Annotated in this window: 8 protein-coding genes; 6 read left to right on the top strand and 2 right to left on the bottom strand. The window is 71.4% G+C overall.

Annotation, left to right across the window (positions count from 1 at the left end; translation table 11 throughout):
• Window positions 1-133 precede the first annotated feature (133 nt).
• The 3 genes from ACH4TL_RS43850 (at window position 134) to ACH4TL_RS43840 (ending at window position 9633) form a co-directional block, all read left to right on the top strand.
• Complete coding sequence (locus ACH4TL_RS43850) at window positions 134-5104, top strand: NAD-glutamate dehydrogenase (protein ID WP_398330712.1); 4971 nt, start codon at window positions 134-136, stop codon at window positions 5102-5104.
• Between the two features lie 176 nt (window positions 5105-5280).
• On the top strand, window positions 5281-7599 hold the full coding sequence (locus ACH4TL_RS43845; RefSeq protein ID WP_398330709.1) for a CDP-glycerol glycerophosphotransferase family protein: 2319 nt from the start codon (window positions 5281-5283) through the stop codon (window positions 7597-7599).
• Between the two features lie 30 nt (window positions 7600-7629).
• Window positions 7630-9633, top strand: a complete 2004-nt coding sequence (locus ACH4TL_RS43840; RefSeq protein WP_398330706.1) for a glycosyltransferase family 2 protein — start codon at window positions 7630-7632, stop codon at window positions 9631-9633.
• A gap of 21 nt (window positions 9634-9654) precedes the next feature.
• Here the strand turns inward: ACH4TL_RS43840 and ACH4TL_RS43835 are convergent, their stop codons facing one another.
• Both ACH4TL_RS43835 and ACH4TL_RS43830 read right to left on the bottom strand, forming a co-directional pair.
• Window positions 9655-11679, bottom strand: coding sequence for a glycosyltransferase (locus ACH4TL_RS43835; RefSeq protein ID WP_398330703.1), 2025 nt, complete (start codon window positions 11677-11679; stop codon window positions 9655-9657).
• 26 nt (window positions 11680-11705) lie between these two features.
• Complete coding sequence (locus ACH4TL_RS43830) at window positions 11706-11846, bottom strand: hypothetical protein (protein ID WP_398330701.1); 141 nt, start codon at window positions 11844-11846, stop codon at window positions 11706-11708.
• A 361-nt stretch (window positions 11847-12207) separates the two neighbouring features.
• Between ACH4TL_RS43830 and ACH4TL_RS43825 the strand changes: the two genes are divergently transcribed.
• From ACH4TL_RS43825 to ACH4TL_RS43815, 3 genes are read left to right on the top strand one after another with little or no spacing between them, the layout of a single operon-like run.
• Window positions 12208-12378: a hypothetical protein gene (locus tag ACH4TL_RS43825; protein WP_398330773.1), complete on the top strand. Its 171-nt coding sequence runs from the start codon at window positions 12208-12210 to the stop codon at window positions 12376-12378.
• Window positions 12375-12674 carry a hypothetical protein gene (locus ACH4TL_RS43820; RefSeq protein WP_398330771.1) on the top strand — a complete coding sequence of 100 codons (300 nt, stop codon included), beginning with the start codon at window positions 12375-12377 and terminating at the stop codon, window positions 12672-12674. Before ACH4TL_RS43825 ends, ACH4TL_RS43820 begins: the two co-directional genes overlap by 4 nt.
• On the top strand, window positions 12559-13539 hold the full coding sequence (locus ACH4TL_RS43815; RefSeq protein ID WP_398330768.1) for a hypothetical protein: 981 nt from the start codon (window positions 12559-12561) through the stop codon (window positions 13537-13539). Before ACH4TL_RS43820 ends, ACH4TL_RS43815 begins: the two co-directional genes overlap by 116 nt.
• Window positions 13540-13626: the final 87 nt, after the last annotated feature.

Genomic DNA, 13626 nt, shown 5'->3' with positions numbered 1-13626 from the left:
TCACTTACGGCCGAGTACGCCGCGGCCTTCTCCCGATCGGGCATACCGTCGTACCTGACCGGATACCCCGAGTCGCGGCGTCATGCCACCGCCACCGATGTCACGCAACGGCGCGCGACAGGAGCCAGAGGACATGCAGACCAAGCTGGACGAAGCCAAGGCCGAGCTGCTCGCACGGGCCGCCCGGGTCGCTGAGAACAGTCCTGCCGGGGGACACCCACCGGTACAGGGCCCGGGCCCGGAGACCCTGACCGCATACCTCCAGCACTACTACCTGCACACGCCACCCGAGGACCTTGCCGACCGTGACCCGGTCGACGTCTTCGGCGCAGGACTCTCGCACTACCGGCTCGCCGAGGCGCGCCCCCAGGGCACGGCGAACGTCCGGGTGCACACGCCGACCGTCGAGGAGCACGGCTGGACGTGCAGCCATTCGGTGGTCGAGGTGGTCACCGACGACATGCCGTTCCTGGTCGACTCGGTCACCAATGAGCTGACCCGCCAGGGCCGCGGCATCCATGTGGTGATCCACCCGCAGGTGATCGTGCGCCGTGACATCACGGGCAAGCTGATCGAGCTGCTGGACGCCTCGTACGACCGCAAGGCGCGCGAGAACCTGCCGCACGACGCCGTCGTGGAGTCCTGGATCCACGTCGAGATCGACCGGGAGACCGACCGCGGCGACCTCAAGCAGATCACCGCCGATCTCCTGCGCGTGCTGTCCGACGTCCGCGAGGCCGTCGAGGACTGGGAGAAGATGCGCCAGTCGTCGCTGCGGCTGGCCGAGGAGCTGCCGGCGGAGCCGAAGGCCGCCGAGGTGCGCGACCAGGAGGTCGAGGAGGCCCGTGAGCTGCTGCGCTGGCTCGCCGACGACCACTTCACCTTCATCGGCTACCGCGAGTACGAGCTGACCCAGGCGCCCACCGAGGCCGGTGGCGAGGAGGACGTGCTGACCGCGGTGCCCGGCACGGGCCTGGGCATCCTGCGGTCCGACCCGGACCACCGGGAGGACGACAGCGCCCCCGCCGGGGCCGCCCCGGTGTCCCCGTCGTTCAACCGGCTCCCCGCGGACGCCCGCGCCAAGGCCCGTGAGCACAAGCTGCTGGTCCTCACCAAGGCCAACAGCCGCGCCACCGTCCACCGCCCGTCGTACCTCGACTACATCGGCGTGAAGAAGTTCGACGCCGAGGGCAATGTGATCGGCGAGCGCCGCTTCCTGGGGCTGTTCTCGTCCGCCGCGTACACCGAGTCGGTGCGCCGGGTCCCGGTCATCCGGCGCAAGGTGGCCGAGGTGCTGGCGGGCGCCGGTTTCGGGGCCAACAGCCATGACGGCCGCGACCTGCTCCAGATCTTGGAGACCTACCCGCGCGACGAGCTGTTCCAGACCCCGGTCGACCAGCTCCGCTCGATCGTCACCAGCGTGCTCTACCTCCAGGAGCGCCGCCGGCTGCGGCTGTTCCTGCGGCAGGACGAGTACGGGCGCTACTACTCCGCGCTGGTCTACCTGCCCCGCGACCGCTTCACCACCGATGTGCGGCTGCGGCTGACGGACATCCTGCTGGAGGAGCTGAGCGGCCGCCCGCCGGTGGACTTCACCGCCCTGCACACCGAGTCGGTGCTGTCCCGGCTGCACTTCGTGGTCCGCGTCCAGCCCGGTACGGAGCTGCCCGACCTCACCGACGCCGATGTCGAGCGCATCGAGAACCGGCTGGTCGACGCCGCCCGCTCGTGGGCCGACGGGTTCTCCGAGGCCCTGGTGTCGGAGGTGGGCGAGGAGCGCGCCGCCGAGCTGCTGCGCCGCTACCAGAACGCCTTCCCCGAGGGCTACAAGGCCGACCACACCCCGCGCGGCGCCGTGGCCGACCTCCAGCACGTGGAGCGGCTGACCGCCGAGGACAGCCCGCAGAACTTCGCGCTCAGCCTGTACGAGCCGGTCGGCGCGGCCCACGCCGAGCGCCGCTTCAAGATCTACCGGGCGGGCGGCCAGGTGTCGCTGTCGGCCGTGCTGCCGGTGCTCAACACGCTCGGCGTCGAGGTGGTCGACGAGCGCCCGTACGAGCTGCGCTGCGCGGACAAGACCACGGCCTGGATCTACGACTTCGGGCTGCGGCTGCCGCTGCGCGAGGGCGAGGCCCTCGCCGACGACGCCCGTGAGCGCTTCCAGAACGCGTTCGCCGCCGTGTGGACCGGTCAGGCCGAGAGCGACAACTTCAACCAGCTGGTGCTGGGCGCGGGGCTCGACTGGCGGCAGGCCATGGTGCTGCGCGCGTACGCCAAGTACCTGCGGCAGGCCGGTTCCACCTTCAGCCAGTCGTACATGGAGGACACCCTCCGTAACAATGTGCACACGACCCGGCTGCTGGTCTCCCTCTTCGAGGCCCGGATGTCGCCGGAGCGGCAGCGGGCGGGCCTTGAGCTGACCGACGCCCTGATGGAGGAGCTGGACGCGGCGCTGGACCAGGTGGCCTCGCTCGACGAGGACCGCATCCTGCGCTCCTTCCTCACCCTCATCAAGGCCACCCTGCGCACCAACCACTTCCAGAAGAACGCGCACGGCCGGCCGCACGACTATCTGTCGGTCAAGCTCGACCCGCAGGCCGTGCCCGATCTGCCCGCGCCCCGCCCGGCGTACGAGATCTGGGTGTACTCGCCGCGCGTCGAGGGCGTGCACCTGCGTTTCGGCAAGGTCGCGCGCGGTGGCCTGCGCTGGTCCGACCGGCGTGAGGACTTCCGTACCGAGATCCTGGGCCTGGTCAAGGCGCAGATGGTGAAGAACACGGTCATCGTGCCGGTCGGCGCCAAGGGCGGTTTCGTCGGCAAGCGGCTGCCGGACCCGTCGGTGGACCGGGACGCCTGGCTGGCCGAGGGCATCGGCTGCTACAAGACCTTCATCTCCGGTCTGCTCGACATCACCGACAACATGGTCGGCGGTCAGGTCGAGCCGCCGAAGGACGTCGTCCGGCACGACGGGGAGGACACCTACCTGGTCGTCGCCGCCGACAAGGGCACCGCGACGTTCTCCGACATCGCCAACGAGGTCGCCCAGGCGTACGGCTTCTGGCTCGGCGACGCCTTCGCCTCCGGCGGCTCGGCGGGTTACGACCACAAGGGCATGGGCATCACCGCGCGCGGTGCCTGGGAGTCCGTCAAGCGGCACTTCCGCGAGCTGGACCACGACACCCAGAGCGAGGACTTCACGGTCGTCGGCGTCGGCGACATGTCCGGTGACGTGTTCGGCAACGGCATGCTGCTGAGCGAGCACATCCGGCTGATCGCCGCCTTCGACCACCGGCACATCTTCATCGACCCCAACCCGGACGCGGCCACCTCGTACGCCGAGCGCCGCCGGCTGTTCGAGCTGCCGCGCTCGTCCTGGGAGGACTACGACACCGAGCTGATCTCGGCGGGCGGCGGCATCCACCCCCGGACGGCCAAGGCCATCCAGATCACCCCGCAGGTGCGGGCCGCGCTCGGCATCGAGACCAAGATCGCCAAGATGACCCCGGCCGACCTGATGAAGGCCATCCTCCAGGCCCCGGTCGACCTGCTGTGGAACGGCGGCATCGGTACGTACGTGAAGGCGTCGACCGAATCGCACGCCGACGTCGGCGACAAGGCCAACGACGCGATCCGGGTGGACGGCCAGGACCTGCGGGTCAAGGTCGTCGGCGAGGGCGGGAACCTGGGCCTGACCCAGCTCGGCCGCATCGAGTTCGCCTCCAACGGCGGCCGGATCAACACCGACGCGATCGACAACAGCGCCGGGGTGGACACCTCCGACCACGAGGTGAACATCAAGATCCTGCTCAACGCGCTGGTCACCGAGGGCGACATGACGGTCAAGCAGCGCAACAAGCTGCTGGCCGAGATGACCGACGAGGTCGGCGCGCTGGTGCTGCGCAACAACTACGCGCAGAACGTGGCCCTCACCAACTCCGCCGCCCAGGCCCCCAGCCTCCTCCACGCCCACCAGCGGCTGATGCGCCGGCTGTCGCGCGAGGGACGGCTGGACCGCGCGCTGGAGTTCCTGCCCTCCGACCGGCAGATCCGCGAGCGGCTGACCGCCGGGCGCGGTCTGACCGAGCCCGAGCTGGCCGTGCTGCTCGCCTACGTCAAGATCACCGTGGCGGACGAGCTGATCGGCACCGACCTGCCCGACGACCCGTACCTCCAGCGGCTGCTGCACGCCTACTTCCCGCAGGCGCTGCGCCAGAACTTCTCGGAGAACGTCGACGGGCACGCCCTGCGGCGCGAGATCATCACCACGGTGCTGGTCAACGACACCGTCAACACCGCCGGTACGACCTTCCTGCACCGCATGCGGGAGGAGACCGGGGCCTCCACCGAGGAGGTCGTGCGCGCCCAGACCGCGGCCCGGGCGATCTTCGAGCTGGGGGAGGTCTGGGACGAGGTCGAGTCGCTGGACACGGTCGTCGCCGCCGACTTCCAGACCCGGATGCGGCTGCACTCGCGGCGGCTGGTCGAGCGCGGCACCCGCTGGCTGCTCAACAACCGGCCGCAGCCGCTGGAGCTGGCCGGGACGATCGACTTCTTCGGCGAGCGGGTCGCCGCGGTGCGGGCGCAGCTCCCCAAGCTGCTGCGCGGCGGTGACATCGAGTGGTACCAGCGCATCCACGACGAGCTGACCGCCTCCGGTGTCCCGGACGACCTGGCGACCCGGGTGGCGGGCTTCTCGTCGGCCTTCCCGACGCTGGACATCGTCGCCATCGCCGACCGCACCGGCAAGGACCCCCTCGCGGTCGCCGAGGTCTACTACGACCTGGCCGACCGGCTCCAGATCAGCCAGCTGATGGACCGCATCATCGAGCTGCCGCGGGCCGACCGCTGGCAGTCCATGGCCCGCGTCTCCATCCGTGAGGACCTGTACGCGGCCCAGGCCGCCCTCACCTCCGACGTGCTGTCGGTGGGCAACGGCGGCTCCACGCCGGAGCAGCGGTTCAAGGCGTGGGAGCAGAAGAACGCGGCGATCCTGTCGCGGGCGAGGACCACGCTGGACGAGATCCAGTCGTCGGAGACGTTCGACCTGGCGAACCTTTCGGTGGCCATGCGCACCATGCGGACGCTGCTGCGCACGCACAGCTGATCCGACGCGGCTCTCGACAGCGCCCCCGGCGGGTTTCATGCCCGCCGGGGGCGTTCTTCACCCGCTCGGCCGACCCCTTCTTGGGCTTATCGGGCATATCGGGACGCATCGCTCTACGGTGATGAGTCAGTGAGCGCTTCGCGCCTCGACCCGTCGTCGCGTCCCGAGGAGCCCGCATGCCCCGCTTCAGCATCGTCATCGCCGCCTACCGCGTGCAGGGCTATCTCCAGTCCTGTCTGGACTCCGTGCTGAACCAGTCGTTCCGCGACCTGGAGGTGGTGGCCGTCGACGACTGCTCGCCGGACCACTGCGGTGCCATCATCGACGCCCGCGCGGCCCGCGACAGCCGGGTGGTGCCCGTGCACCGGCCCGTCAACTCCGGCCCCGGCCAGGCCCGTAACGCCGGGGTCGAGCGGGCCACCGGCGACTATCTGCTGTTCCTCGACGGGGACGACACCCTCGCGCCCGGCACCCTGGAGGGCCTCGCCGAGCGGCTGGCCCTCAACGAGGACCCGGACATCCTCTACTTCAACCATGTGCGCACCTACTGGTCGGGGCGCGCCGCACCCAGCCTCTTCGGGGAGCTGCTGAGTTCCGCGGGCACGGACGTGTTCTCCGTCCTCGAACGCCCCGAATTCCTGCGGATCTTCGCGATGTCGTCCAACCGGGTCTACCGCCGGGCCTTCTACACCGGTCACGGCTTCTCGTTCAGCGAGGGAATCTACGAGGACGCGCTGCTGTCGTATCTGACGATGCTGACCGCGCGGCGCATCGCCTGCGTGGACCTGGTCGGTCTCGAATACCGTCAGCGCCGGGTCGGCGCCAGCACCGGAAGCCCCGGCGAGAAGCACTTCGTCATATTCGACCAGTACGCCCGGCTCTTCGCCTTCCTCGACGAGCATCCGCATCTGAATCCGCTGCGGTGCCTGCTCTTCGAACGGGCCGTCTCCCATTTCCTGTTCTGCCTCGACCGCCGTTCCCGGGTGGCGACGGCCGACCGGCCGCGCTTCTTCCGCCGGGCCGCCGCCTGGTACGGCACCCACCTCCCGGACGGCTTCACGCCCCCCGCCGGGGCCGAGTGGCGCTTCGCCGCGCTGGCCCGCGGCTCGTTCGCCCGCTACCGGGAGCACGAGCTGGCGACCCGGGGGGCCGCCGGGGCCCGCAAGGCCAAGCGGATGGCCCGCGCGGCGCTGGCCGTACGGGGCAAACGGGCCCTGTACCGGGCCCACCGGCAGCGCCCGGTCGACCCGAACCTGGCCGTCTACAGCGCCTACTGGGGCCGCGGAGTGCAGTGCAACCCGGCGGCCATCTACTACAAGGCCCGGGAGCTGGCGCCGCACATCCACGGGGTGTGGGTGGTCAAGAAGTCGGAGATCGAGTCCCTTCCGGCGGACGTCGACTACGTCGTCGCCGGAACCCGGGACTTCTACCGGACGGTGGGCCGCGCCGGGTATCTCGTCAACAACGTCAATTTCCCCAACGACGTCGTCAAGCGGCCCGGCGCCGTGCATATCCAGACCTTCCACGGCACCCCGCTCAAATGCATGGGCCTGGACCAGCAGTACTATCCGGCCGCGGCGGCGGGAATGAGCTTCGGGAATCTCCTCAAGCGCATCGACCGCTGGGACGTCGCCCTCTCCTCCAATCCGCATTCCAGCGAGGTGTGGGAGCGGGTCTACCCCGCCTCCTACCGGCTGCTGGAATGCGGATATCCGCGCAACGACGTGCTGGTCTCGGCCTCGGCGGACGACGTACGGCGCGTCCGCGCCGGGCTCGGCGTTCCGGAGGGCCACACCGCCGTCCTCTACACGCCCACGATCCGCGACTACCAGAAGGGGTTCGTCCCCCGGATGGACCTGGAGCGGGTCAGCCGCGCCCTGGGCCCGAACACCACGCTCCTGGTGCGGGCGCACTACTCGTACCGGCCCTCGGCCGCGCTGCGCGAACTCGACGAGGCCGGGCTGGTGCGGGACGTGTCGCGCCATCCGCGGGTCGAGGAGCTGTGCCTGGCCGCCGACGCGCTGATCACCGACTATTCGTCGATCATGTTCGACTACGCCGTGCTGGACCGGCCCGTCGTGATCTACGCCGACGACTGGGACACCTACCGGGCCGCCCGCGGCGTCTACTTCGACCTGCTCTCGGGCCGCCCCGGCGAGACCCCGGGCCCGGTGGCCCGCACCCTGGACGAACTGATCGCCGTCTTCCGCGAGGGCCGCTGGTGCGACGCCGAGTCCGCCGCGCTGCGCGCCGCGTTCCGGGCCCGCTTCTGCCCGTACGACGACGGGCACGCGGCGGAGCGCGTCGTACGGACCGTCATGCTGGGCGAGGACGTCACGGCGCAGCCGCTGCCGCCCGTGGCACAGCGTCCGCTGGAGAGCCGTACGGTCGCGTCGCCGCACGGCAGACGGGGGCACGGCGGCACGCTGCCCCCGAACGCCGTCCAGCCCACCCGCGCCTTCCCCGCCTCGCCCGCCTCTCCCGACCGCGACTGATTCCCCAGGACGTCAAGCCCGGAGGCCGTCATGTCCGCAGCGCCCGCGGTGCGCCCGCCGCGCGTCAGCGTGATCATCCCCGCCTACAACGCCATGCCGGAGCTGACCCGGGCCGTCACCTCCGCGATGGAGCAGACCCTCGGCCTGGACCGGATCGAGATCATCGCGGTGGACGACGGCTCGACTGACGGCACCGGCGAGGAACTGGAGCGGCTGGCCCGCGGGTGCCCCGTGCTGCGCGTCGTCCACCAGGCGAACTCCGGCTGCGCGGGCAGCCCCCGCAACACCGGCCTTGACCGCGCCCGGGGCGACTTCGTGTTCTTCCTCGACTCCGACGACTACCTCGGGCCGGACGCGCTGCGCCGCATGGTCGCCATGGCCGACGAGAACGGCACCGACATCGTGCTCGGCCGGATCGCCTCGGTGGGCGGGCGCGCCGTGCCGCGGGCCGTCTTCTCGCACAACCAGCCGCACACCGACATCTTCTCCTCCCACGCCTATCTCACCCTCGGCCCCTGGAAGCTCTTCCGGCGCTCCCTCATCGAGCGGCTGCGGCTGCGCTTCCCGCCCTTCCGCAACTGCGAGGACAAGCCGTTCACCGCGGCCGCCTATCTGGCCGCGTCCGGTATATCGGTGGTCGCCGACTACGACTGCTACTACGTCCGCTACCGCGAGAACCGCAGCAACCTCACCCTCACCGCCTCCGACCTCACCCACCGCATGGACGGCATCCGGTTGTGCTTCGAGACCGTGGCCCGCCACCTCCCGCCGGGCCCTCGCCGGGACCAGATCATGCGCCGCCACGTCGAGTGGGAGCTGTGCGGTCCGCTGCGCGGGCTGCTGCCCCGCGAGAGCGAACGGGACGCGCGCGAGCGCTTCTTCCCCGTCTTCCGGCACCTGGCGCGGACCTGGGTGACCGACACGATCTTCCAGCGGATCGACGCGCCGGACCGGCTGCTGATCCATCTGCTGCGCGCCGACCGCTTCGAGGACGTCCTGTCCGTCGCGCGCAACGCCAAGGAGGACGCGGACCGCGGCCGTCTGGTCGACAAGGGCCGCGTCTACTGGCTCCACCCCTTCTTCCGCGACCACACCGCCGATGTCCCCGACGCCTGTTTCGACATCACCGACCGGCTGCCGGTCCGCCACAGCCTCGACGCGGCGCGCTGGCACGGCGGAGTGCTGCGGCTGACCGGCCACGCCTCCATCGAGGGCATCGACGCGATCGATCCCGGTACGGAACTCGTGCTGCGCCTGTACGAGTCCGGACGCCCCGAGGTCCGGGTGCCCACCACCTGCGCCGGGACGTCCGGTGGCTTCACCGCCGACATCGACCCGGCCACGGCGGACGACGGCGCACCGCTGGAGCGCGGCCTGTGGAACCTCTACCTCGACGTACGGGCGCAGGGCGTCAGCCGCGTCGTACGGCTCGGAAGCGGCAGCTGTGAGGACGGCGAACCGCCGCCCCGGCGCGCGGTGACGACGCCGCGCGGCGCACCCGTGGTGGTGGTCCCGTACGTCACCCCGTACGGCAATCTCTCGCTCGACGTCGGCGAGGTCGCCCACCCCCGCGACGACGCGGCCGCCCCCTGCCGGGTGACCAGCACCGCCTGGCACGGCGCCAGGAAGAGCGTCCTGATCGTCGGCGGGCGGCTGATCGGCGAGGCCGTCCGGTCCCCGGACGGAGGGACGCTGCGGCTGCGCGCCGAGAGCGGGGCGGGCGCGGTGCGCGAGGTCGCGGCGCGCCTCGAACCGGGCGCTGACTCCGGTGACTTCACCGCCCGGCTGCCCGTCGGGCGGCTGACGGCGGGCCGCTGGACGCTGACGATGGTCCTGGCGGACCGCAGCGTCGTCGTGCCCTGCGTGGGCCGACTGCCCGGGACCCGCTGGTTCCGCTTCGGCCGTCCGTACTACGCCAAACCGCTCACCCGGCGATCGGCTCCGGCCCTCGCGCTGGAGGTGGCGCCGGTCAAGGTCGCCGCGGGCGTGCGGCGGCGCTTGCGGCGCGCGGCCCGGGGCCGTATCGGCGGGTGACCTTGCCGTCGGCCAGGCGCTTCAGGTGCGGCGGCCGAGGCGGTTGCGGGCGGCGGCGAGCAGGCGTACGGGGGCGATGCGCAGCTCCAGGGTCGCCGCGCCACGGCCGGTGAGCGGCTTGGCGTAGTACGGACGGCCACGGCGCAGCCAGCGGGTGCCGGGCAGCCGCGCGGGCGGCGGTACGGGAGCGGCGCGCGGCGGGCCGTCGACGGGGCCGACGAGCGCGAGCGTCACCGTCCAGCGGCCGCGGCCCAGGTCGCGTACCGGCAGCCGGGCGGTGAACGCCCCCGCCGGGTGGCCCGCCGCGTACCGCACGGGGTGGTCCAGCACCCGCCCGTCGGTGTGCTCGGCGCGCAGCCGCAGCACCCGGTTGCGGGGCGGTGTGCCCGGCGGCAGCAGCCGCCCGGCGACGACCAGCGTGCCCTTGTCGGACGGATGCCACAGCGCCTCCGTCACCTCGCAGGGCGCGCCGCGCGGGGCCGGGCCGATGTCGAGGGAGAGATTGCCGTACGGGGTGGTGAAGTACGGCGTGACGCGGGCGCGCAGGCCGGGGCCCGCGGCGACCACCCGGCGCGCGGTGCCGATGTCGAGCCCCTCGTCGTGGCGGTTGCCGAACCGTATGGTGCGGCTGACGCCCTCGGCGCGGACGTCGAGGAAGACGTCCCACACGCCGGGGCGCAGCGGGGCGCCGTCGTCCGCGGTGGCGAGGTCGATGTCCGCCTCGAACTCGCCACCCACCGCCTCGCCGCCCGGTCCCTCGCCGTCCGCCGCCGCCGTGACCGGCACGCACAGCTCGTGCCTGGTGTCGCGGTGCCGCAGCACCAGTTCGGTGCGGTCCTCGGGGCCCGCGTCCAGGCCCGTGACCTCGGCCCGGCCGCGGACCCGCAGTGTGGAGCCGTCGTGCCAGGCCGCGCCGATGAGGTGATGGCGGACCGGCAGCCGGTCGGTCACGTCGAAGCAGTCGTCCGGGACGTCGGCCGCCGGGTCGCGGAAGAAGGGGTGCAGCCAGTACACGCGCCCCTTCTCGACCAGACGGCCGCGGCCCGCGTCCTCCTTGGCGGCGCGGATGACGCTCAGCAGATCGTCGAAGCGTCCGGTGCGCAGCAGGTGGACCATCAGCCGTTCGGGTGCGGTGAGGGTGCGGAAGAGCGCGTCCGAGCAGTGGTCCGTCGCCCAGCGCCGCAGCTGGGGGAGGAACCGCGTCCGCGCCTCGGCCTCGTCCTCGCGGGGCAGGGCGCGCAGCGCGCCGCACAGCTCCCGGCGGATGTGGCGCCGCATCACATGGTCGCGGCGCGGGCCGGGCTGGGTGTAGCGGGCGGCGGTCTGGAACAGCAGCCGTATCGCGTCGATGCGGTCGGTGAGACCGGTCCGGGCGGGGCTCTGCGCGGTCGTCTCGCGGCGGGTGAGGTGATAGCAGTCGTAGTCGGCGACGACGGAGATGCCGCCCGCGTTGAGGTAAGCGGCCGCGGTGAAGGGCTGGTCCTCGCCCGTACGGCAGTCCTCGGGGAACCGCAGCTGGACCCGCTCGATGAGGGACCGGCGGAACAGCTTCCAGGGGCCGAGCGTGGAGTAGGCGTGCGAGCCGACGACATCGGTGCGCAGCTGGTTGTGGCGGAAGACCGCCCGGGGAACGCCGCACCCGGTGGGGGAGGCCATCTTGCCGAGGACGACGTCGGTGCCGTTCTGGTCGGCCATGGCCACCATGCGGCGCAGCGCGTCGGGGCCCAGATAGCCGTCGGCGTCGAGGAAGAACACGTAGTCGCCACGGGCGAGCCCGAGGCCGGTGTTGCGGTGCCTGCCCGGCCCGCCACCGGGCTCCTGGTGGACGACCCTGAGGGCGGGGCAGTCAGCCGCCAGCCGCTCCAGCTCCGCGGCGGTGCCGTCGGTCGACCCGGCGTCGATCGCGATGATCTCCAGCCGGGCGATGCCTATCGTCTGCTCCATGGCGGAGGTGAGGGCGCGGGTCAGGGCGGGCATGGCGTTGCGAGCGGGGACGATCACGCTGACGCGGGGGCGCGGGCCGGGGCGTGGGGTACGCGGCAACATGCGGACTCCGGTGGGTGAGATGGGGCTCAGACGACGTCGCCGGGGGGCGCGGAGGGGCGGCTGCGGTCGGGGTCGCCGCCGCGGCTGAGGCTGTCTCGGTCCGCCGCCCATCTGCCGTCGATGAGCACCTGGGTGAGGCCGACGGCTATGACGTGCTGGGTTCCCATGATCGCTCCTGACTCCTGCTGGCTGCTCATGGTCGGGGCCGGGGATGAGAGACGGGTGTGGGTCGTACGGCCGGCGGGTGACGGACCAGCGTCCGGGTCGCCCCGGTACGACGTACGGAACGCCGGACCCGTTGCGTGTTCCCTTCGCGGCGGATACGTCGTACTGACTGCAAACCCTAGGCGACTCGCCGTATTCACGCCTTTTGTTGCGCTAAGCGAGGGTATGTGAACCATCCCGCCGGGGTGGCCGCACCGGCATCCACGGTGCGCTCAGTCTCCTGCCCCATCTCGACGTGATCGAATGGGAGATTCTTCGGACAAGCGTCCGGTGAACGCGTGTGCATTACGGGGGGGTAGGCGCGTGGCTGTCACGGTGCCGGACTGGGCCGACACTCTGCTGGATCTCATCGGGGTGTCCTGGCCGAACGTGGACGAGGACGCCTACCGGGACATGGCGGATTCGCTGCGGGGGTTCGCCGACGACCTGGGGGACGACGGTTCCATGCCTGGGACGCCCACGACCGTCCGCTGACCCGCACCGGTCCCCTCGGCCACGTCACGGAGCTGACGTGGGACGAAAGAGGCAACCTCGTCGCGGTCCGGCACCCTGACGGCGCCATCGCCACCGCCCGGTACAACGATGTCCCCAGATACCAGAGGGAGGAAGAGCGTGACACGCACTACGCCCGAGCGGCCGATCGATATCGAGGCGATGTTTCCGGAACTCGCCGAATATCGCAGGACCAGCACCCGTCTGCACCCTCGGCCGGGTTCTCCGAAGCCGCAGGAAAGTTCGGTGGCGGGACCTTTCCTCTGGCCTGCCGATGAGCCGTGGCCCATGTGCCACGCCGTCCACGAGAAGGGGCGAGGGCGTCGACTGGCTGACGTGCGGCTACGGCGCCGGATCCTCGAAGCCGCGTGGCGGAGGGACCCGAAGCGGGGGCCGTCGGACGAGGAGCGTGCGGCACTCGCCGGTATTGAGGACGGCCTGCACGCTCCGGAGTTGGGGGACGCCGATCCGATTCCCCTGCTCGCTGCCGCCCAGCTTTTCACCCGGGACGTCCCAGGTCTGGTCGGCCCGGAGGGGTGCGATCTATTGCAGGTTTTCTGGTGCCCGTTCGAGGCTCACGGCCCGGATCAGGCCATGGATGTGGTGCTGAAATGGCGGCGGGCGCAGGAAGTGGGGCAGCTTCTCACGGACATTCCGGAGCCGATTGTCGTGGGGCGGTCGGAATGCGTCCCGAATGCGTGTGTGCTCCATCCGGAACAAGTCATCGAGCACGAGTGGGCCGAGCTGCTGAGCGAGGATGTGCAGGAGAGGATCGAAGCCTGGGAAGAGGAAATGATGGACGCGGTGGCGGAAAGCGAGACGGACGGCGATGAGTACGAACTCTCCTACACCGGGGACCTGTCCATCGCGCCGGGCTGGAAGGTCGGCGGCTTCGCCACCTGGGGCCTCACCGGCCCGGCCCGGATCGACTGCTCATGCGGCGTGCACATGCGCCCTCTGCTGACCGTCAACGACCAGGAATGGGACCGGGGTTCGCTCACGTGGGTACCTCTGGAAGACCGAGAGGCCATCGAGACGATGGGAGCGAGCGATCCCACCGGCGTATACGTCGGTCGTGGTCAGATGCGCATCTTCACCTGCCCGGCCGACCCCACGCATCCTCACCGGCTCGACTTCCAATGATCCGCGGCTTCGGGGATCCCTGGGAGGGCGTGGACGCGGGGGCCGTGGCGGAGGCTGCTCGGGGGCAGGGGGAGCGGGGGGTGGCCG

Origin of the sequence: Streptomyces sp. NPDC021115, assembly GCF_044333065.1 — a bacterium.
Classification (GTDB): Bacteria; Actinomycetota; Actinomycetes; order Streptomycetales; family Streptomycetaceae; genus Streptomyces.
Note: the sequence above shows the minus strand (reverse complement) of the source record. Positions and strands in the feature narration are given on the sequence as shown.